General features: G+C 72.1%; 19 protein-coding genes. 9 read left to right on the forward strand and 10 right to left on the reverse strand.

What is annotated here, in order from left to right:
- Positions 1-16 precede the first annotated feature (16 nt).
- Both P8A18_RS18695 and P8A18_RS18700 read left to right on the forward strand, forming a co-directional pair.
- Positions 17-922, forward strand: a complete 906-nt coding sequence (locus tag P8A18_RS18695; RefSeq protein ID WP_306055976.1) for an aminoglycoside phosphotransferase family protein — start codon at positions 17-19, stop codon at positions 920-922.
- Between the two features lie 41 nt (positions 923-963).
- Positions 964-1446, forward strand: coding sequence for a GNAT family N-acetyltransferase (locus P8A18_RS18700; protein WP_306055977.1), 483 nt, complete (start codon positions 964-966; stop codon positions 1444-1446).
- Between the two features lie 21 nt (positions 1447-1467).
- On the opposite strand, the gene P8A18_RS18705 is transcribed toward P8A18_RS18700, so the two are convergent.
- On the reverse strand, positions 1468-2454 hold the full coding sequence (locus tag P8A18_RS18705; RefSeq protein ID WP_306055979.1) for a zinc-binding dehydrogenase: 987 nt from the start codon (positions 2452-2454) through the stop codon (positions 1468-1470).
- Between the two features lie 113 nt (positions 2455-2567).
- Here P8A18_RS18705 and P8A18_RS18710 point away from each other — a divergent pair, with 113 nt between their 5' ends.
- Positions 2568-3248: a pentapeptide repeat-containing protein gene (locus tag P8A18_RS18710; RefSeq protein WP_306055980.1), complete on the forward strand. Its 681-nt coding sequence runs from the start codon at positions 2568-2570 to the stop codon at positions 3246-3248.
- An 18-nt stretch (positions 3249-3266) separates the two neighbouring features.
- On the opposite strand, the gene P8A18_RS18715 is transcribed toward P8A18_RS18710, so the two are convergent.
- The gene (locus P8A18_RS18715; protein WP_306055981.1) at positions 3267-3764 is read right to left on the reverse strand and encodes a hypothetical protein; all 498 of its coding nucleotides are present in this window, start codon (positions 3762-3764) and stop codon (positions 3267-3269) included.
- A gap of 153 nt (positions 3765-3917) precedes the next feature.
- On the opposite strand from P8A18_RS18715, the gene P8A18_RS18720 reads away from it, so the two are divergent.
- Positions 3918-5342 carry a M1 family metallopeptidase gene (locus tag P8A18_RS18720; RefSeq protein ID WP_306055983.1) on the forward strand — a complete coding sequence of 475 codons (1425 nt, stop codon included), beginning with the start codon at positions 3918-3920 and terminating at the stop codon, positions 5340-5342.
- 25 nt (positions 5343-5367) lie between these two features.
- Here the strand turns inward: P8A18_RS18720 and P8A18_RS18725 are convergent, their stop codons facing one another.
- Positions 5368-6948 carry a M4 family metallopeptidase gene (locus P8A18_RS18725; protein WP_306055984.1) on the reverse strand — a complete coding sequence of 527 codons (1581 nt, stop codon included), beginning with the start codon at positions 6946-6948 and terminating at the stop codon, positions 5368-5370.
- 255 nt (positions 6949-7203) lie between these two features.
- Positions 7204-7779 carry a TerD family protein gene (locus tag P8A18_RS18730; protein ID WP_306055986.1) on the reverse strand — a complete coding sequence of 192 codons (576 nt, stop codon included), beginning with the start codon at positions 7777-7779 and terminating at the stop codon, positions 7204-7206.
- Between the two features lie 181 nt (positions 7780-7960).
- Here P8A18_RS18730 and arfB point away from each other — a divergent pair, with 181 nt between their 5' ends.
- Positions 7961-8386: an alternative ribosome rescue aminoacyl-tRNA hydrolase ArfB gene (arfB, locus tag P8A18_RS18735; protein WP_026249992.1), complete on the forward strand. Its 426-nt coding sequence runs from the start codon at positions 7961-7963 to the stop codon at positions 8384-8386.
- A 198-nt stretch (positions 8387-8584) separates the two neighbouring features.
- On the opposite strand, the gene P8A18_RS18740 is transcribed toward arfB, so the two are convergent.
- On the reverse strand, positions 8585-9091 hold the full coding sequence (locus P8A18_RS18740; protein WP_018553655.1) for a flavin reductase family protein: 507 nt from the start codon (positions 9089-9091) through the stop codon (positions 8585-8587).
- A gap of 331 nt (positions 9092-9422) precedes the next feature.
- Between P8A18_RS18740 and cdgB the strand changes: the two genes are divergently transcribed.
- Complete coding sequence (cdgB, locus tag P8A18_RS18745; RefSeq protein WP_306055987.1) at positions 9423-11060, forward strand: diguanylate cyclase CdgB; 1638 nt, start codon at positions 9423-9425, stop codon at positions 11058-11060.
- 142 nt (positions 11061-11202) lie between these two features.
- Positions 11203-12195 carry a carbohydrate-binding protein gene (locus P8A18_RS18750; RefSeq protein WP_018553653.1) on the forward strand — a complete coding sequence of 331 codons (993 nt, stop codon included), beginning with the start codon at positions 11203-11205 and terminating at the stop codon, positions 12193-12195.
- A 65-nt stretch (positions 12196-12260) separates the two neighbouring features.
- Here P8A18_RS18750 and P8A18_RS18755 read toward each other — a convergent pair whose 3' ends face one another.
- From P8A18_RS18755 to P8A18_RS18775, 5 genes are all read right to left on the reverse strand, one after another.
- The gene (locus P8A18_RS18755; RefSeq protein WP_306055989.1) at positions 12261-13112 is read right to left on the reverse strand and encodes a class II fructose-bisphosphate aldolase; all 852 of its coding nucleotides are present in this window, start codon (positions 13110-13112) and stop codon (positions 12261-12263) included.
- A gap of 63 nt (positions 13113-13175) precedes the next feature.
- The gene (locus P8A18_RS18760; RefSeq protein ID WP_306055990.1) at positions 13176-14120 is read right to left on the reverse strand and encodes a 1-phosphofructokinase family hexose kinase; all 945 of its coding nucleotides are present in this window, start codon (positions 14118-14120) and stop codon (positions 13176-13178) included.
- Positions 14121-14335: 215 nt separating this feature from the next.
- Complete coding sequence (gene nagA, locus P8A18_RS18765) at positions 14336-15496, reverse strand: N-acetylglucosamine-6-phosphate deacetylase (protein ID WP_306055991.1); 1161 nt, start codon at positions 15494-15496, stop codon at positions 14336-14338.
- On the reverse strand, positions 15496-16428 hold the full coding sequence (locus P8A18_RS18770) for an ROK family protein (protein ID WP_306055992.1): 933 nt from the start codon (positions 16426-16428) through the stop codon (positions 15496-15498). The genes nagA and P8A18_RS18770 overlap by 1 nt, the downstream gene beginning before the upstream one ends.
- Positions 16429-16571: 143 nt before the next feature.
- Entirely contained in the window at positions 16572-17480 is a 909-nt protein-coding gene (locus P8A18_RS18775; RefSeq protein ID WP_306055994.1) for an SIS domain-containing protein, read from the reverse strand.
- A 326-nt stretch (positions 17481-17806) separates the two neighbouring features.
- On the opposite strand from P8A18_RS18775, the gene P8A18_RS18780 reads away from it, so the two are divergent.
- Positions 17807-19024, forward strand: coding sequence for an extracellular solute-binding protein (locus P8A18_RS18780; protein WP_306060991.1), 1218 nt, complete (start codon positions 17807-17809; stop codon positions 19022-19024).
- 92 nt (positions 19025-19116) lie between these two features.
- Positions 19117-19386 carry a DUF3263 domain-containing protein gene (locus P8A18_RS18785; protein WP_018553646.1) on the forward strand — a complete coding sequence of 90 codons (270 nt, stop codon included), beginning with the start codon at positions 19117-19119 and terminating at the stop codon, positions 19384-19386.
- Positions 19387-19439: the final 53 nt, after the last annotated feature.

Genomic DNA, 19439 nt, shown 5'->3' on the forward strand with positions numbered 1-19439 from the left:
TCCTACGATCGGGGGCGTGATCGACATTCCGGATGCGCTGGTCGCTGCTCAGAACGCCTGCAACGGGGAAGCCGGGCGGGCGTTCGTCGCCGGGTTGCCGGGGATGGCGGCGGAGTTCCTGAAGCGATGGGGGCTGCGGCGGGACGGTGCGGTGATGCACGGGGTGTGTGCGCTGGTCCTGCCGGTGGTGCGGGTGGGGGACGGGCGCCCGGCGGTGCTGAAGTTGCAGTTGGTGGATGAGGAGACGGTGGGGGAGCCGGTCGCGCTGCGGTTGTGGGGGGAGGCGTCGGCCGGGGCGGTGGGGCTGCTGGAGCACGATCCGGTGACGGGGGCGATGCTGCTGGAGCGGCTGGACGGGCGGCGTTCGCTCGACGGGATGGCGGACGCGGGCCGGGCGGTGGGGGTGATCGCCGGGTTGCTGGCGGGGCTGACGGAGGTGCGGCCGCCGGCCGGGTGCGGGCTGCGGGGGCTGGGGGAGGCGGCCGAGCGGATGGTGGCCGGTGCGCCGGGGGTCGTGGCGGGCCTGGTGGACGAGGGGGAGCGGCGGTTGGTACGGGACTGCGCGGCGGCGGTGCGTGAGGTGGCGGGGGAGCCGGGGGACCGGCTGCTGCACTGGGATCTGCACTTCGGGAACGTGCTGGCGGGCCCGGACGGGCGGTGGGTGGCGATCGATCCGAAGCCGCTGGTGGGGGACCCGGGTTTCGAGCTGCTGCCCGCGTTGTGGAACCGGTTCGACGCGGACGCGGTGGGGCGGCGGTTCGACGTGCTGACCGGGGTGCTGGGGCTGGACCGGGGGCGGGCGGTGGCCTGGACGCTGGGGCGGGTGCTGCAGAACGCGTGCTGGAGCGTCGGGGACGGCGGTGCGGGTCGGCTGGTGCCGGAGCAGGCGCACATCGCCCGGGTGCTGCTGGGCCGGGGGTAGGCGGCGGCGGGCGGCCGGCGGGCGCTGTTTACGCTGCCCCCATGATTCGTACTGCTACTGCCGCCGATGTCCCCGAGCTGCACGCGATGGTGCGTGAGCTGGCCGATTACGAGAAGTCGCTGCACGAGGTGCGTGTCGCCGAGGAGCAGTTGCGGGAGGCGCTGTTCGGGGAGCGGCCGGCCGCGTTCGCGCACATCGCGGAGTCGGACGAGGACGGCTCGGTGGTGGGCTTCGCGCTGTGGTTCCTGAACTTCTCCACGTGGCGCGGGACGCACGGGATCTACCTGGAGGACCTGTACGTGCGTCCCGAGCGGCGTGGCGGCGGGCACGGGAAGGCGCTGCTGACGGAGTTGGCGCGGATCTGTGTGGAGCGGGGTTACGAGCGCCTGGAGTGGTCGGTGCTGAACTGGAACGCTCCGTCGATCGCGTTCTACGAGGCGCTGGGGGCGCGTCCGCAGGACGAGTGGACGGTGTACCGGCTGACGGACGGGGCGCTGGCGGAGCTGGGCGGGGCGGGGGTCTGACGAACCCCCGGGCCCGGGGGTTCAGGGGATGAGGACGACCTTGCCGGTGGTGCCGCGGGTTTCCAGGTCGCGGTGGGCGTCGGCGGCGCGGGCGAGCGGGTAGCTCCGGATCGCGGGGCGCAGGCGGCCCGCGGCGGCTTCGGCGAGGGCGCGGGTTTCGAGGGTGCGCAGGCCGCCGCCCCTGCTGAGCATGGCGGGGCCCAGGACGTGCTCGGAGGTGATGCCGCGTGCGGCGAGTTCCTCGTCGGTCAGGGTGAGGGGGCGGCCGCCCGCCCAGCCGTAGACGAGGTGCTGTCCGCCCTTGCCGAGGAGGTCGACGGCGGCGCGGGCGGTGGTGGAGCCGACGCAGTCGTAGACGACGGTGGCGCGGCGGCCGAGGGCGTCGAGGTGGGTGCGGACGTGGCGGGGCCAGTCGGGGCGGGTGTAGTCGACGGCGAGGTCGGCGCCGTTGTCCCGGACGAGGGTGGTCTTGGCGGGGCCGCCGGCGAGGCCGATGACGGTGGCCCCGGCGTTCCTGGCGTGCTGGACGAGCAGGGTGCCGATGCCTCCGGCGGCGGCGGTGACGAGTGCGACGGAGTCGGGGCCGAGCGGGGTGAAGGCGAGGATGCCGAGGGTGGTGCGGCCGGTGCCGATCATGGCGACGGCCTCGGCGTGGCCCAGTCCTTCGGGTATGCGGTGGAGCCGTTCGGCGTCGGTGACGGCGAGTTCGGCGTAGCCGCCGGGGCCGGTGCCGAGGTGGGCGACGACGTCCTGGCCGAGCCAGCCGGGGTCGGTGCCTTCGCCGAGCGCGTCGACGGTGCCGGCGACTTCGCGGCCCGGGACGGTGGGGAGCGGGGTGGGGGCGGGGAAGGGGCCGGTGTGGCCCTGGCGCAGGGTGGTGTCGAGGAGGTGTACGCCGGCGGCGCGGACGGCGATGCGGACCTGGCCGAGGCCGGGCTCGGGGTCCTCGGTCCGTTCGTAGCCGAGGTTCTCGGCGGGGCCGAAGGCGTGGAGGCGTACGGCGTGCATGGCGGGCTCCCCCGGGGTGGTGTGGGTTTCGTCGGGCCCACCCTCTGACCTCAAGCATGGTTGAGGTCAAGGGGTGGCGGGGCGTTGTCAGTGGTGTGCGTCACGATGGGGGCATGGTGCGCAGTGGTGGTCGGAGTGGTGGCGGGATCGCGGCGGCGCGGCGTCCGGAGGTGCGGTTGCCGCCGCTGACGGATTTCGAGGGGGGCGGACTGGAGGCCGACGGGGATTACGACGGGGTGCGGTTCGGGTCCGTGGATCTGGCGGACGAGTCGGGCCGGGGGGCCCGGTTCATGGACTGTGCGCTGGAGGGCTGCGCCCTGGACCGTACGGAGCTGAGCCGGGCGCGGTTCATCGACTCGGTCCTGACGGGGGTACGGGGGGTGGGCACGGATCTCTCGTCGGCGTCGCTGCGGGACGTGGAGGTGGTGGACGCGCGCCTGGGCGGGGTGCAGTTGCACGGGGCGGTGCTGGAGCGGGTGCTGGTGCGGGGCGGGAAGATCGATTACCTGAATCTGCGCGAGGCCCGGCTGAAGGACGTGGTCTTCGAGGGCTGTGTGCTGGCGGAACCGGATTTCGGGGGCGCGCAGCTGACCCGGGTGGAGTTCCGGGACTGTGTGCTGAAGCGGGTGGACTTCAGCGCGGTGCGGATGGAGTCGGTGGATCTGCGGTCGGTCGCGGAGCTGGACATCGCGCGGGGTGTGGAGCGGCTGGCGGGTGCGGTGATCAGCCCGGCGCAGCTGATGGAGCTGGCTCCGGCGTTCGCGGCGCAGATCGGGGTGCGCGTGGAGGCGTGAGGCGGTCTGCGGGGCCGGTCAGAGGCGGGGGAAGCGGGCCTGGAGGTCCCAGACGGCGGGGTTGTCGGCGAGGCCCTCGTGCATGTCGGCGAGGTCGGCGATCAGGTCGTGCAGGAAGTCGCGGGCCTCGCGGCGCAGGAGGGAGTGGCCGAAGGTGAGGGGCGGTTCCTCGGGGTCCATCCAGTCGGCCTCGATGTCGACCCAGCCGAAGCGGCGTTCGAAGAGCATGCGGTCGGAGGACTCGGTGAAGTCGAGTTCGGCGTACTGGCGGCGGTGCGAGCGGCTGCCGCGGGGGTCCTGGTCGATCTGTTCGACGATGTCGCACAGGGCCCAGGCGAAGTCGAGCACCGGCACCCATCCCCAGGCTGTGGATACTTCGCGGTCCTCCTTGGTGTCCGCGAGGTAGACGTCCCCGGAGAACAGGTCGTGGCGCAGGGCGTGGACGTCCGCCCGGCGGTAGTCGGTCTGCGGGGGGTCGGGGAAGCGGCGGGAGAGGGAGTAGCCGATGTCGAGCACGGTTCGATGGTGTCATGCCCGGCGTGTCGGCCTCGCACCAGCGGCCCGGGGGCGGCGGCGCCTCCGGTGCGGCCGGCGTCGGGCGGGCGGCCGTTGGGCATCGCGCCGGCGCACCGCCCCGGAGTCCGACATTCCGCACATAGGATCATCGGCGTGGATCATCGAACCCCGGTACGCGGCGCAGTCCCCAGGGTGGCCCGGACCGCCCTCCCGTTGCTCGTCCTCGCGCTCCTCGCGCCCGCCTGTTCCGGCGGGGTGGAGGGCAAGCCGGGCGCGTCCGGGGTGCGCGATCCGTACTTCCCGAAGCTGGGCAACGGCGGCTACGACGTGTCGCACTACGCCATCACGCTGGACGTGGACCCGGACGAGCAGCGGCTGCGCGGCAGTGTCGAGATCACCGCGCGGGCCACTCAGGACCTCAGTTCGTTCAATCTGGACCTGGCCGGGCTGACCGTGGACTCGGCGACGGTGGAGGGGCGTCCGGCCGCCGTCAACCGGGCGGGCGACGAGCTGACGCTGCGTGCGGACGCGAAGGCCGAGGACCGGCTGCGCCGGGGCGAGACGTTCCGGGTGGTCGTGCGCTACTCGGGCTCGCCGAAGACGATCACCGATCCGGACGGGTCCGAGGAGGGCTGGCTGCCCACCGACGACGGGGCGGTCGCGCTCGGCGAGCCGACCGGTTCGATGGCCTGGTTCCCGGGCAACCACCACCCGAGCGACAAGGCCGCGTACGACCTGACGGTCACCGTCCCGAAGGGGCTGACGGCGGTCTCCAACGGGGTGCTTGCCGGGCCGCCGACGACGGAGAAGGGCCGCACCACCTTCCGCTGGCACACCGCGGAGCCGATGGCGAGCTATCTCGCGACGCTGGCGGTCGGGCGGTTCGAGACGAAGACGTCGACCATGGCGGGCGGGATCACGGTGTTCACCGCCGTGGACCCCGAGGTGGCGAAGGCGAGCGCGCGGACGGTGGCCCGGGTGCCGGAGGTGGTGGCGTGGGAGGCCGAGCACTTCGGTCCGTACCCGTTCTCGGCGACCGGCGCGATCGTGGACCGCGAGGACGACTCCGGGTACGCGCTGGAGACGCAGAACAGGCCGTTCTTCCCGGGCCCGCCGAGCGTCGGGCTGCTCGTCCACGAGATGGCGCACCAGTGGTTCGGCGACTCGGTCACGCCGAAGAGCTGGCGCGACATGTGGCTGAACGAGGGGCCGGCGACGTACGCGGAGTGGCTGTGGGAGGAGGAGAAGAACGGCACCCCGGCCGAGGAGTCGTTCGAGGACGCCTACGAGGACGAGGACAACTGGGCGTTCCCGCCCGCCGATCCGCCCTCGGCGGCGGCCGTCTCCGACGACCCGGTGTACGGGCGCGGGGCGATGGTCATCCACAAGATCCGTGAGGCGGTGGACGACGACGAGGAGTTCTTCGCGCTGCTGAAGGGCTGGACGAAGGCGCACCGGCACGGCAACGCGTCGACGGCGGACTTCACCGCGTACGTGGAGAAGGAGACCGGGCAGGATCTGTCGGGGCTGTGGAAGGCGTGGCTGTACGGCAGGAGCCGGCCCGCCGCGGACGGCTGACCGGCTCCTGGCCGAGGCATTCGGGTTACTTGACGTTGACGCCGTTCCAGGCGGCGTCGACGGCTTCGAGTTCGGCGCTGTCGGCGCCGTACAGGTCGGTCGCGGCCTGCTCGGTGGCGGTGCGGGCGTCCGCGTAGTCGGTGGTGGAGGTCATGTACTCGGAGAGGGCCTTGTACCAGATCTGGACGGCCTTGTCCCGGCCGATGCCGGTGACGGTGGAGCCGTCGGCGGTGGGGGAGTCGTAGTCGACGCCGTTGATGGTCTTGGCGCCGCTGCCCTCGGCGAGCAGGTAGAAGAAGTGGTTGGCGACGCCGGAGGAGTAGTGGACGTCGAGGTTGCCGACGCTGCTGTCCCAGTAGTCGGCCGAGCCGCCGTCCTTGCTGGGCTCGTCCATGTAGCGCAGCGGGCTGCCGTCGCCGTTGATGTCGATCTTCTCGCCGATGAGGTAGTCGCCGGCGTCGGTGGTGTTGTCGGCGAAGAACTCGACGGCGGTGCCGAAGATGTCGCTGGTGGCCTCGTTGAGCCCGCCGGACTCGCCCGAGTAGTTGAGGTCGGCGGTGGAGGCGGTGAGGCCGTGGCTCATCTCGTGGCCCGCGACGTCGACCGCGGTGAGGGCGCTCTTGTTGTCGGCGCCGTCGCCGTAGGTCATGCAGAAGCAGCTGTCGTCCCAGAAGGCGTTGACGTACGCGTTGCCGTAGTGGACGCGGGAGTAGGCGGCCTTGCCGTCGCCCGCGATGCCGTCGCGGCCGAACGCGGACTTGTAGAAGTCCCAGGTCAGGGCGGCGCCGTAGTGGGCGTCGACGGCGGCGGTCTGGCGGTCGTCGCCGGTGCCGTCGCCCCAGGTGTCGTCGTCGTCGGTGACGAGGGAGCCGGTGCCGCTGGAGCCCTGGTTCAGGTCGTACGTCTTGTGGCCGCCGCGGTCGCCGTCGGTCAGTTCGAAGCCGGAGCCGGACGCGGTGGTGGTGAGGTCGACCTTGCCGCTGTACTGGCTGTTGCCGACGCCGGCGGTCTCGATCTCCTCGTAGCTCTGGAGGACCTTGCCGGTGGTGGCGTCGGTGATGACGCGCTTGCGGCTGGGGGTGCCGTCCTTCTGCACGCCGGTCTTCACCGACTCCAGGGCGAGGACGGGGGTGCCGCTGCCCGCCCAGATCACCTTGCGGGCGCTCGCCGCGGTCTTGATCTTCGCCGTCGTGGACGGCACGGATATGCGTGCGGTGGTGGCCTTGGTGACGCTCTTGAGCTTGCCGTTCGCGGCGGTGTGCGTGACGAGGTCGCCGCCGAGGACGGGCAGGCCGTCGTAGGTGCGCTCGTAGCGGGTGTGGACCGTGCCGTTGGCGTCCTTGATCACGTCACGGACGATCAGCTTCTCCTTGCCGCCGAGCTTCAGCGTGCTCGCGGTCGAAGAGGCGTCGGTCTGGGCGGACTTGATGGCGGCGGTACGGGCCGACGCGCTGCTGAAGGCCGGGGTGGAGACGGGGGAGACGGAGGGGGAGTCGCCCGGGGTGTTCGGGTGGGCGTTCGCCGCACCGGTCTGCATCCCGACGACGACCATCGCGGCCACGGCGGCCAGGGCTGCGGCACGACGGGTGTTCATGTGGGGGGTCATACGTGCTCCGTTGCTCGTTCCGTGGGGGGTTACGAGCCGAGAGCGTGCCACCGAATGACCGCTATTGACGGTGTACTAACAAATACCTCACATTTCTTTGACCAGTTCTTGTCCGACTGGGGTGCGTTCGTGTCCGTTATCCGGCGGACTTGGGGCGAGTCGGGCCCGGGAGCGGACACGCGGGAGCCCCCGGCCGCAGGACGTTCGGCCGGGGGCTCCTGTGAAGCGGACGTACGGAGCGTCAGAGACGGAGCGTCAGAGAGTGACGCCGAAGTCCTGCGCGATGCCGCGCAGGCCGGAGGCGTAACCCTGGCCCACGGCGCGGAACTTCCACTCGGCGCCGTTGCGGTACAGCTCGCCGAAGACCATGGCGGTCTCGGTGGCGGCGTCCTCGCTCAGGTCGTAGCGCGCGATCTCCGCGCCGCCGGCCTGGTTCAGGATGCGGATGTAGGCGTTGCGCACCTGGCCGAAGTTCTGGCTGCGGGTCTCGGCGTCGTAGATGGAGACCGGGAAGACGATCTTGTCGACGTCGGCCGGCAGGGCCGCCAGGTTGACGTTGATCTGCTCGTCGTCGCCCTCGCCCTCACCCGTGACGTTGTCACCGGTGTGCACGATGGTCTGGTCCGGCGTCGCCTTGTTGTTGAAGAAGACGAAGTGGGCGTCCGAGTAGACCTTGCCCTCCGCGTTGACCGCGATCGCCGAGGCGTCGAGGTCGAAGTCGGTGCCGGTGGTGGTACGGACGTCCCAGCCGAGGCCGACCGTGACGGCGGTGAGGCCGGGGGCCTCCTTGGTGAGGGAGACGTTGCCGCCCTTGGACAGGCTTACTGCCATGGGAAGTCCCTTTCATCTGTCGGGTACGGGCTTCGTGCCATCACGAAGCTACCGTCACCGTTCATAACGCCGACAGGGGACCGGGAGGTTCCGTCCGCCTTTACTTTCTTTGCCGAAAGGGTGTTCGGGGCATCTCAAAAGGAGGTGACGAACACCCGCCGGGGCAGGGAACATGGGTGTCATGTCCGGGCCCTATGTCATCCGCGGTTCGGTCTCCCTGCCGGAGGCCGAGCTCATGTGGCGTTTCTCGCGGTCCTCCGGGCCCGGCGGGCAGCACGTCAACACCAGCGACACGCAGGTGGAGCTGCGCTTCGACCTCGCGGCCACCGAGGCACTGCCCGAGGTGTGGAAGGAACGCGCCCTCGAACGGCTCGCGAGCCGGCTGACCGACGGCGTGATCTCCGTCCGCGCCTCGGAGCACCGCTCCCAGTGGCGCAACCGCGAGACCGCCGCCGTCCGGCTCACCTCCCTGCTGGCCGAGGCCACCGCCCCGCCCCCCAGGCCGCGCGTGAAGCGCAAGGTGCCCCGCGGCATCAACGAGCGCCGGCTGCGCGAGAAGAAACAGCGCGGCGACACGAAGCGCGGCCGCTCGGGCCGCGACTGGTAACCGCAGCGGCCACGTCCGGCCCCGCCCGCCCGGCCCCGACCCCCGAGCCGCCGCCCGCCCGGACCCGCCGATCCGGCCCCGAGGCCCGCGCGGGACCGACCCGCCGCCCGACGCGCCCCCCCGGCCCGCCGCCCGCCCGGAACCGTCGCCTGCCGGGACCCCCGCCCCGCCGCCAGCCCCGGCCCCCGGCCCGCCGCCTCAGCCCAACTGCCGGTAACGCCCGCGAAAATACGTCAGCGGGCCGCTCTCACCGCTCGGCACCCGCGCGCCGAGCACCCGCCCGATCACCAGCGTGTGGTCGCCCGCGGGCACCCGCTGCTCCGTCCGGCACTCCAGCGTCGCGAGCGCCCCGCCGACCAGCGGGGCCCCGGTGATCTCGCCGCGCGCGTACGGGATGTCCTCGAACAGCAGCCGGTCGCTGATCCGGCCCTTCATCGCGAACCGCCCGGCGACGTGCCGCTGACTCTCCGCCAGCACCGAGACCGCCCACAGCGGCTGCTCCGCCAGCAGGTCGTCCATCCGGGAGTCGTTGCGCAGGCTCACCATCACCAGCGGCGGGTCGAGCGACACCGACATGAAGGCGGTCGCGGTCATGCCGACGTCCTCGCCGCGCCCGTCTTCGTCGAGCGGCGGCTCCTGGGCGGTGATCAGCACCACGCCGGCGGCCAGCCGGGCGAGGGCACCGCGGAACTCTTCGTTGCTCACCCCCTCAGCATGGGGGACGGGCTCGGTACGCGGGGTGGGGGGCTTCGTCTGCAACACACCGGGAACGCTAGCCGTGCCCGGTATGCCCCCGCATCGGGCCAGGGGACCAGCCGGGTCCTAGGACCCGTCGCCGAATTGCCGTCCGCCGACGGGCTTCTCCACGACCCCTTTGCCGAATCTTGTGACTTGAGTCACAGAGTGCAATATTTGTTGACCCTGTGTACCGGGTGCACAGCTCGCTGTGATTCAGTGGCCGTGACACTGCAGTAAGTACGTCACGTACGTCGATATGAAATCTGGAGTGCTGTCGAGGTCTCGGGGAGTGCGAGCAATGGAGGCCGAGTCGGAGCCGTACGTCCGTCTTGCGACGATGCGGCAGCTGCACCAGGCCGTGGCCGATCTCAACACGGCGCGGAGCCTGGCCGACACACTGCAGACCGTGGCCGACGGGATCGTCGCCGGTCTCGGTTACGAGCTGGCCTGCGTCAACCTCGTCCGCCCGGACGGCGATCTCGTCGTCGCCGCTTTCGCCGGCAACCACGCCGCCGAGGCCCTGATCACCGGCCGGGTCGGCTCCCGCTCCTCCTGGGAGCGGCGGCTCGCCATGGGTGAGATATGGGACGAGCTGCGCTTCATACCGCACACCGACGGCTGGATACTCCTCGACGACGACGTACCGCAGTGGCACACCGAGGGCCCCGAGCCCCGCTTCGAGGACGAGTGGCACCCGCAGGACCGGCTCTACGCCCCGATGTACGCCTCCGGCAGCGGCTCCGACCTCCTGGGCGTCATATCCGTCGACCGGCCCCGCAACGGCCGCCGCCCGGGCGCCTGGGGGCGCGAGGCCCTCCAGATGTACGCCTCGCAGTCCGCCATCGCGATCAGCAACGCGAGGCTCCGGGCCAACATGCAGCGGGCCCTGGTCCGCCTGGAGCGCGAGCAGCAGGCGCTGCGGGCCAGCGAGGAGTCCTTCCGCCAGGCCTTCGAGTACGCCCCCAGCGGCATGGCCATCGCCGAGGTGGGCGGCGACCAGCACGGGCGGCTGCTGCGGACCAACGACGCGCTGTGCCGGCTGCTGGGCCGCCCCGCCTCGGTGCTGCGCCGCTATTCGTTCGCCGACCTGGTCCACCCCGAGGACATCGGCACCCTGCTCCGTACCTCCGCCGAGGGCGGCCGCGCCGAGCTGCGGCTCGGCCGCCGGGACGGCACCTATCTCTGGGTCTCGCTGCGCAACTCCGTCGTCGCGGACACCGCGGACGGGCCGCGCTTCCTGCTGACGCATGTCGAGGACATAGAGGAGCGCAAGCGCCACGAGCTGAACCTCGCCCACCGCGCCTCGCACGACGCGCTGACCGGGCTGCCCAACAGCGCGGAGCTGCGCTCCCGGCTCGGCTCCCGGCTGTGCAACCGCCCGGACGCGGCGGCCACCACCGACGTGGAAGCGCTGGACGCGGCGTACGGCGACGCGGACGACGTGCGGGCGCAGGGCTTCACGCCGGGCGGTCCGGGCGCGACCGCGTTCGACCACCATGTGCACGCGGTCGCGCCGGACGCGGAGCACGACGACGGTTCGAAGGGGCTCGCGGTCCTCTTCTGCGACCTGGACGGCTTCAAGTCGATCAACGACCGCTTCGGCCACCACACGGGTGACGCGGTTCTCATCGAGGTGGCCCGCCGGCTCACCACGTGCGTACGGGACGGGGACACGGTCGCCCGGCTCGGGGGTGACGAATTCGTCGTCCTCGCGGACGGCCTGGGCGCGGCGGACGCCGCGGACCTGGCGGTACGCCTGCGAAACGCCATCATTCCGCCCATCCGGGTCGACGGGCGGGCGGTGCGGGTCGGGGCGAGCTTCGGCATCGGCTGGGCGGCCTGCGGGATGACGGCCGAAGAGGTGCTGCGCTCCGCCGACCAGCGGATGTACATCGAGAAGCGGTCGCGTGCGAAGGTTCACCGCAGAGCCGGCTGACGTTCGCCGCGGCTACCCGTCCGGGTTCCCGCCGCGACCTGCGGCAATTCTTGGCGTGGTCCATTCGGGGTAGGCTCGGCCGGTCGGCGACGGCTGGCGATATTCGGCGACGGCTGGCGACATGGTGAGGAGTGACCCAGGGATGGCCGGGAACAACGGCGCGAGCACACCCGAGGACGACGATCCGTTCGGCTACCTCTACGAGGACGGGCAGGCGGCCGGTGCGCAGCCTCCGGGGCAGGGCGGTTACGGCTACCCGGGTCCAGCCGCTCAGCCAGGTGTGCCCCGGACCTCGTACAACCAGGTGCGGACCGTCGGCGAGCGCCAGTACGGGCAGCAGGTCCCGCACCAGCAGCCGTACGGGCAGCCGCAGGCGCCCTACGGCCAGCCGAATGGCCAGTACGGCCAGCAGAACGCGCAGTACGCGGCCCCGGAGACGTATCCCGGCGGCGCGGCCACCGCTCAGGTGCCGCAGCAGGGCGGGCGCGGCGGTTCCGGCGGGTCGGGCAAGGGCGGTCCGAACACCAAGGGCCTGCTGATCGCCGCGGTCGCGGTGGTCGCGGTGGTGCTCATCGGCATCGGCGCGGCGCTGATGACGGACGACGGCGACAAGGACAAGAAGAAGGACGAGGCGACCTCGTCGGCGGGTCCCGGCGCGGAGGTCGAGCAGTCGCCGACGCCGGAGCCCTCCCCGTCCTCCTCGGCCCCGGTCGAGCTGCCGAAGCAGGACGCGGCGTCGCTGAAGCTGGGCGGCACGGCGCAGCTCGACAACTCCGTGAAGGGTGCCAAGAGCGCCAGCGGGCAGTACATCAACCTCAACGAGGTCGGCCGGTCGGCGACCTGGTCGGTCGAGGTGCCGGAGGCCGGTGAGTACACGCTGTTCGTGACGTACGGCGTGCCGGGCAAGGACGCGAAGACGTCCCTGACGGTCAACTCCGAGGACCCGCGCGGCATCAACATGAAGAACTACGCCAACGCCCCCGAGGGCGACCTGGAGAAGGGCTGGACCCGCACCTTCGCCTACGTGAACCTCGTCAAGGGCGAGAACACGCTGATGATCTCGTGCAACGAGGGCGACGAGTGCGACGCCAACCTCGACCAGCTGTCGCTGAAGGCCGGTCACCAGACCAGCTGATCCGTCCCACCACCGCGCGCCGCGGCCCCCTCGCCTCCGGGTGAGGGGGCCGCGGCGTCTCCGGCTCAGCCCATCAGGGCGAGGAAGCCGGCCACCGTCGCGGCCATGGCCTCACGGCCGGGTGCGATGTACTTGCGGGGGTCGACGCCCGTGGTGTTCTCGGCCAGGTGGGCGCGTACGGCTCCGGTGAACGCGGTGTTCAGGGCGGTGCCGACGTTGATCTTGACCATGCCGGAGGAGGCGACGGCCCGGCGGATCTCGTCGTCCGGGACGCCGCTGGAGCCGTGCAGGACGAGCGGGACGGGGACGGCGTCGCGCAGCCGGCCGATCAGCTCGTGGTCCAGGGCGGCGGTGCGCTCGGTCATGGCGTGCGAGGAGCCGACCGCGACGGCCAGGGCGTCCACGCCGGTCGCGGCGACGTACGCGGCGGCCTCGGCCGGGTCGGTGCGGACGCCGGGGGCGTGGGCGTCGAGCGGGGCCTCGCCCTCCTTGCCGCCGACCTTGCCGAGTTCGGCCTCGATCCAGATGCCGCGCTCGTGGCCCCAGGCGACGGCTTCGGCGGTGGCCCGGACGTTGTCCTCGTAAGCGAGCTTGGAGGCGTCGAACATCACCGAGCCGAAGCCCTCGTCGTGGGCGCGGTGCAGCAGGTCCACGGACTCGACGTGGTCGAGGTGGAGGGCGAGCGGGGCGCTGGAGGTGCGGGCGACGGCTGCGGCGGCCGCGGCGATGGCGGTGAGCCGGCCGCCGTGGAACTTCACGGCGTTCTCGGAGACCTGGAGGATGGCGGGGGCCCCGGCGCGCTCGGCGCCGGTGGCGATGGCCTCCGCGTGTTCCAGCGTGATGACGTTGAAGGCGGCGACCCCGTGTCCCCGTGCCTGGGCGGCGGAGACGAGTTCACCGGTGCTGACGAGCGGCATTGCTGACCTCTGTGGTTTCCCCGGGCCCGGCGGGCGGGCCCGGTGCGGTGCGGGGGCGCGGCGTCAGGCCGTGCCCGCCGCGTGTTCCTCGATGGCGACGCGCGGCAGCAGTTCCTCGTACGCCGCGCGGTCGAAGTCGCCCGCGGTGGGGGCCAGCACGGTCGCCGTCGACAGTGCCACCGCCCGTCGCAGCCGGTCCGGCCAGCTCAGGGACTCCACGAGGCCGGACAGCAGCCCGGCCACCGCGGAGTCGCCCGCTCCGGTCGGGTTGCCCTTGACGGGGGCGGGCGGCGAGGCCCGCCAGACGCCGTCCGGGGTGACCGCCAGCATGCCGTCCGGGCCCAGCGAGGCGATGACCCCGTGGGCGCCGCGGCGGCGGGCGTCACGGGTGGCGCGCAGTGGCTCGCGGGAGCCGGTGAGCTGGGCGAGCTCGTCGGCGTTCGGCTTGATCAGGTCGGGGCGGGCGGCGATGCCCCGGCGCAGCGGTTCGCCGCTGGTGTCCAGGAGGACGGGGACGCCGGCGGTGCGGGCGAGCCGGACGAGTTCGGCGTAGGCGCCGACGTGGATGCCGGGCGGCAGGCTGCCGCACAGGGCGACGGCGTCGGCGGTGTCCAGCAGCCGGGTGTACGTGCCGAGGAAGGCGGTCCACTCCTCGGCGGTGACGTGCGGTCCGGGTTCGTTGAACTGGGTGGTGTCGCCGGTGGTGCCGTCCACGACCGCGAGGGTGCGGCGGGTGTCGCCGGAGACGGGGACGAGCGCGTCGGTGAGGGTGGCGCCCTGCCGGGGGAGCGCGGCGAGCAGGTCGCGCAGAACCGTTCCGGTGGCGCCTCCGGCGAAGCCGGTGACGACGGTGTCGTGGCCGAGGGCGGTGAGGACGCGGGCGACGTTGAGGCCCTTGCCGCCGGGGCGCTCGGAGAGGTCGGTGACGCGGTGGCTGGAGTGCGGTACGAGGGCGGGGATGCCGTAGGTCAGGTCGAGTGCCGTGTTCAGCGTGACCGTGAGGATCACCTCGGCCGCCCCTTCGCTCCGTGCTGAGCGCTGATTCCGTGCCGGAACGCGCTTTCTGTGCTGGTTTCCCGGGTGATCATGCCAAAGAGGGAGGCGGTCGGCCCAGGCCTCCGGGCCAACCGCCGTCTCTTCGTTACGTACCCGGCTCACGCGGAGTCACGTACTCGGCTCACGCGGAGCCGCGTACCCGGCTCACGTGGAGTCGCGTACTCGGCTCACGCGGGAACGGCCTCGGGCCGGATGATCCACTCGCCCTTGCGCATGACGCCCCGGAGGCGGAAGTCCTCGTCCAGGACGACCAGGTCGGCGTCCTTGCCGGGCTCCAGCGAGCCGACCTTGTCGTACACGCCGAGGAGCCGGGCGGGGTTGGCGGAGATGGACTGCACCACGTCGTCGACCGGGATGCGGTCGATGGTCACGGCCCGGTGGAAGGCGGTGTCCAGGGTGAGAGTGGAGCCGGCGATGGAGTTGCCCTCGACGAGCCGGGCGACGCCGTTCTCGACGTTCACGGCGAGCGGGCCCAGCTGGTAGCGGCCGTCGCCGAAGCCGGCCGCGTCCATGGCGTCGGTGATCAGGGCGACGCGGTGGGCGCCCGCGTGGTGGTAGGCGAGCTGGAGTGCGGCCGGGTGCAGGTGCGTGCCGTCGTTGATCAGCTCGACGGTGATCCGCTCGTCCTCCAGGAGGGCGGCGATCGGGCCGGGCACGCGGTGGCCGAGGCCGGGCATCGCGTTGTAGAGGTGCGTGGCGACGGTGGCGCCGGCGTCGATGGCCTCGACGGTCTGCTCGTACGTGGCGTCGGTGTGGCCGATGGCCGCGATGACGCCGTTCTCGGCGAGCAGCCGTACGGACTCGATGCCGCCGGGCAGTTCGGTGGCGAGCGTGAACATCTTCGCGGTGTCGCGTGCGGCGTCCATCAGCTTGCGGACCTCGGCCGGGTCCGGGTCGCGGAGCAGGTCCTCGCTGTGGGCGCCCTTGCGGCAGGGGGAGATGAAGGGGCCCTCGAAGTGGATTCCGGCGAGGTCGCCCTGCTCGACCAGTTCGGAGAGGATTCCGGCGCGTTCGGCGAGGAAGTCCATCTCGCCGGTGACGGTGGAGGCGACCAGGGTGGTGGTGCCGTGCTCGCGGTGGGTGCGGACGCCGGTGAGGACGTCCTCGACGGTGCCGGAGGTGAAGGAGCCGCCACCGCCGCCGTGGTTGTGCATGTCCACGAAGCCGGGGACGATCCAGTGGCCGGAGAGGTCCAGGGTGCGGGCGTCCTCGTTCCGGCTGCCGGAGATCCGGGTGCCTTCTACGATCACCCGCCCGTCCTCGACGGTTCCGGTGGGCAGTACCACCCGGGCCCCTGCGAGAACGGTGCTGTCTGCGCGTCCGGCCATCAGGCGGATACCTCCGTGGAGAGAAGATCCCAGGCGAGCAGCCCTGCGCCCAGGCATCCGGCGGTGTCCCCGAGGGCCGCCGGGACGATGTGGGGCAGCTTCTGGAACGTGACGCGTTCCTCGACGGCCGCACGGAGTGGTGTGAACAAGGTTTCCCCGGCCTCGGCGAGACCGCCACCGATGATGATCGTGCGCGGGTCCAGCAGGGTGAGCGCGGTGACGAGGCCGGCGGCGAGCGCGTCGACGGCGTCGCGCCAGACGGCGACGGCCTTCGGGTCGCCCGACTCGACGGCTTTGGCGCAGTCGGCGGCGTCCGCCTCCGGGTCGCCGGAAGCCGCCGCCCAGGCGCGGCTGACGGCGGATGCGGAGGCCAGGGTCTCCAGGCAGCCGCGCTGGCCGCAGCCGCAGTCCGGGCCGTCCGGCCGGACCACGATGTGGCCGATCTCGCCCGCGTAGCCGTGGGCGCCCTCCTCGATCGCGTCCCCGATGCCGATGGCTCCGGCGATGCCGGTGCCGAGCGGGACGAACAGGAAGCGGTCCGCGCCCCTGCCGGCGCCGATCCGGCCCTCGGCGAGCCCTCCGGTGCGCACGTCGTGGCCGAGCGCCACCGGCACTCCGCCGAGCCGGTCGCCGAGCAGCCGGCGCATGGGTACGTCGCGCCAGCCGAGGTTGGTGGCGTAGACGGCGATCCCGTTCTCGGCGTCGACGATGCCGGGGACGGCGACGCCCGCGGCCAGGGCGCTCTGCCCGAAGTGCTTCTCGCCGTGTGCGCGCAGGTCGGCGGCGAAGGTGAGGATCGACTCCACGACGGCGTCGGGTCCGCGCTCTCTGCCGGTCGCGCGCCGTGCCTCGTGGAGCAGGGCGCCGTCGGCCCCGACCAGTGCGGCCTTCATTCCGGTGCCGCCCACATCGAGGGCGATGACGTGTTTCACGGGAAACAGTTTCGCCCGACGGACCCCAAAAGGTCTAGTCCACTATCCCTGTTTGTTGCGCATCCATACAAAATCCCCGGTACCGGTTACGGGGATCGGCCCGGATTGTCGAGAACGGCCCCCGGTCCGGCCGGGGGCCCGGCTCACCCCGGCAGGATGACGCTGCGCGACAGATTGCGCGGATGGTCCGGGTCGTACCCCTTCGACTCGGCCAGCACCACCGCGAGCCGCTGCGCCCGGATCAGATCGGCCATCGGGTCCGCCGAGCGGTGGGCGACCAGCGTCCCGCCGACCGCGGCCACCTCGCCCGCCAGGCCCTCGGGCAGGGCGCCGAAGACCCAGGCCACCCGGTTCGGCCCGGTGATCGAGATGGGGCCGTGGCGGTACTCCATCGCGGGGTACGACTCGGTCCAGGCGCCCGCCGCCTCGCGCATCTTCAACCCGGCCTCCTGGGCCAGGCCGTACGTCCAGCCGCGTCCGAGGAACGTCCACTGCTCGGCCGCGACCACCGCCTCGTCCAGCGGCTCGGTCACCGCCAGCTCCGCGTCCACGGCCGCCTCGGTGACCGTCTTCACGCCCGCCGGGAGCGGCCCCGCCGCCTCCAGGCCCGCCCGCAGGAAGGCGAGCGCGGTGGTGGCGAACCGGGTCTGGACCACCGATTCCTCGTCGGCCCAGTCCAGCACGGCCACCGCGTCGGCCGCCTCCATCACGGGCGTCTTCGGGTCGGCGGTCAGCGCGACGGTGGCCGTCCTCCCGCGCAGCTCGCCCAGGAGTGCCAGCACCTCGCTCGTCGTACCCGACCGGGTGATCGCGACCACCCGGTCGTACGGCCGCCCGACGGGGAACTCCGACGAGGCGTACGCGTCCGTCTCGCCCTGCCCGGCGGCCTCCCGCAGCGCCGCGTAGGCGATGGCCATGAACCAGGAGGTGCCGCACCCGGTGACGGCGACCCGCTCACCGGGCCGCGGCAGCCCGTCGAACTCCGCGCCCGCCTGCGCGGCACGCCGCCAGCAGCTGGGCTGGGTGGCAATTTCAGATGCGGTACGGGACATGCGGGACGGCTCCTTGCGGCTGGGCGGGTGGGGCTGCGGGAGGAACGGCTCGGCGATACCGGCGACGCCGGGGGTTGAAGGTCTGGACCAATAAGACCCTTACGTCGAGACCTACTTAGCAGCCGCCGCACGTCCCGTGCAATGCTGCTGCGTTGTGGAGGCGATGGCTCCGTGGTGTAGACCTTTGCGTCGATGGCGGAGAAAATCGCAGCCCACCCGAAGGGCCTCCTGCGGATGCGGGGACCGCGGGAGGCGTAAACGACGAGGACGGACAGGCTGTGCAGCGGCGTTACTTGGGACTGACGGCGGCTGTCGCCGCACTGGGGATGACGGCCACGCTGGCGGGCTGCGGAGGCAGCGGCGGCTCGGGAGACGTCACGCTGAAGCTGGTCGCCGCCGACTACGGCACGAGCGACGCGAACAAGTCCGACAAGTACTGGGACGGAGTCGCCCGCAGCTTCGAGGCGTCCCACCCCGGCATCAAGGTCGAGGTCACCGTCTACCCCTGGACGGACGTGGACCGCAAGGTCGCCGAGATGGTGAAGGCGGGCGATGCGCCCGACATCGCGCAGATCGGCGCCTACGCGGACTACGCCAAGGCCGGGAAGCTCTACTCCGCCGACCAGATGCTCAGCATCCCCGTCCAGGCGAACTTCCTGCCCAAGCTCGCCGACGCCGGCCGCGTCGACCGCATCCAGTACGGGCTGCCCTTCGTCGCCAGCACCCGGCTGCTCTTCTACAACAAGAAGCTGTTCGGCCAGGCCGGCCTCCCGGCCCCGCAGACCTGGAGCGACATCGCCGGTGACGCCGCGGCGCTCAAGCAGCGCGGGGTGACGTACCCCTTCGCGCTGCCGCTCGGCCAGGAGGAGTCCCAGGCCGAGACCCTGATGTGGATGCTCAGCGGCGGCGGCTCCTACACCGACGACGTCGGCTCGTACGACATCGACTCGGAGGAGAACGTCAAGACGTTCACCTGGCTGAAGTCCAACCTCGTCGACAAGGGCCTCGTCGGCCCCGTCGCCCCCGGCAAGCTCAACCGCGCGAAAGCCTTCGAGGCGTTCACCAAGGGGCAGGTCGGCATGCTCAACGGCCACCCCACGCTGATGGAGGAGGCCGAGCGCAAGGGCATCGACGTCGGCATGGTCCCGCTGCCCGGCGAGACGGGCCCCACCGAGGGCTCGATGGGCGTCGCCGACTGGATCATGGGGTTCAAGGAGAACGGCCACCGGGCCGAGATCGGCAAGTTCTTCGACTTCATGTTCAGCGACAAGAACGTGATCGAGTTCGCCGACACGTACGACATGCTGCCGGTCACGGACAGCGCGTCGGCGTCGATGGAGGACAACCCCGACTTCAAGCCGCTGCACCAGTTCCTCACCACGCTGCCGGAGGCGGAGTTCTACCCCTTCGGCAAGACGTCCTGGGCACAGGCCAGCGAGTCGATCAAGGAGAACATCGGCAAGGCGGTCGAGTCGGGCGCGAACCCGGAGACCGTGCTCGCGAAGATAGCGCGCGAGGCGACCGCGGCCGAGGCGGCGGAGTAGCCGGAGCGCCCGCGCGGCGGCGGCCCCCGTTTCGTGGGAGCGGCGGTGGCTCTCCGTTTCGTGGGGAGAGTCCGCGCCATATATTGGCTGATATGACCGCCCTCCCCCCGAACGGCCCCACCGGCCCCGACGAGCCCGCCCCCCTGTCCGACCGCGACCGCGCGGTCCTGGCGGTGGAGCGGCAGTCGTGGGCGGGTCCGGGCGCCAAGGAACGGGCGATCCGGGAAGGGCTGGGGATCTCTCCCACCCGCTACTACCAGCTCCTGAACGCGCTGCTCGACGACCGGCGGGCGCTGGAGGAGGACCCGGTGACGGTCAACCGCCTACGCCGCGTGCGGGAGGCCCGGCGGGGGCGGCGGTAGAGGGGCGTCGGGGTGCGGGTGCGTTACGCCTGCGGTGGCCCTGTTCCCTACCC

This window comes from Streptomyces sp. Mut1 (assembly GCF_030719295.1).
Classification (GTDB): domain Bacteria; phylum Actinomycetota; class Actinomycetes; order Streptomycetales; family Streptomycetaceae; genus Streptomyces; species Streptomyces castrisilvae.

Bases quoted from the DNA above. Each gene is read 5' to 3' on its own strand.
- P8A18_RS18700 (WP_306055977.1), top strand. From the start codon at position 964: ATGATTCGTACTGCTACTGCCGCCGATGTCCCCGAGCTGCACGCGATG.
- P8A18_RS18705 (WP_306055979.1), bottom strand. From the start codon at position 2,454: ATGCACGCCGTACGCCTCCACGCCTTCGGCCCCGCCGAGAACCTCGGC.
- P8A18_RS18710 (WP_306055980.1), top strand. From the start codon at position 2,568: ATGGTGCGCAGTGGTGGTCGGAGTGGTGGCGGGATCGCGGCGGCGCGG.
- P8A18_RS18725 (WP_306055984.1), bottom strand. From the start codon at position 6,948: ATGACCCCCCACATGAACACCCGTCGTGCCGCAGCCCTGGCCGCCGTG.
- P8A18_RS18730 (WP_306055986.1), bottom strand. From the start codon at position 7,779: ATGGCAGTAAGCCTGTCCAAGGGCGGCAACGTCTCCCTCACCAAGGAG.
- arfB (WP_026249992.1), top strand. From the start codon at position 7,961: ATGTCCGGGCCCTATGTCATCCGCGGTTCGGTCTCCCTGCCGGAGGCC.
- cdgB (WP_306055987.1), top strand. From the start codon at position 9,423: ATGGAGGCCGAGTCGGAGCCGTACGTCCGTCTTGCGACGATGCGGCAG.
- P8A18_RS18750 (WP_018553653.1), top strand. From the start codon at position 11,203: ATGGCCGGGAACAACGGCGCGAGCACACCCGAGGACGACGATCCGTTC.
- P8A18_RS18755 (WP_306055989.1), bottom strand. From the start codon at position 13,112: ATGCCGCTCGTCAGCACCGGTGAACTCGTCTCCGCCGCCCAGGCACGG.
- nagA (WP_306055991.1), bottom strand. From the start codon at position 15,496: ATGGCCGGACGCGCAGACAGCACCGTTCTCGCAGGGGCCCGGGTGGTA.
- P8A18_RS18775 (WP_306055994.1), bottom strand. From the start codon at position 17,480: ATGTCCCGTACCGCATCTGAAATTGCCACCCAGCCCAGCTGCTGGCGG.
- P8A18_RS18780 (WP_306060991.1), top strand. From the start codon at position 17,807: ATGACGGCCACGCTGGCGGGCTGCGGAGGCAGCGGCGGCTCGGGAGAC.
- P8A18_RS18785 (WP_018553646.1), top strand. From the start codon at position 19,117: ATGACCGCCCTCCCCCCGAACGGCCCCACCGGCCCCGACGAGCCCGCC.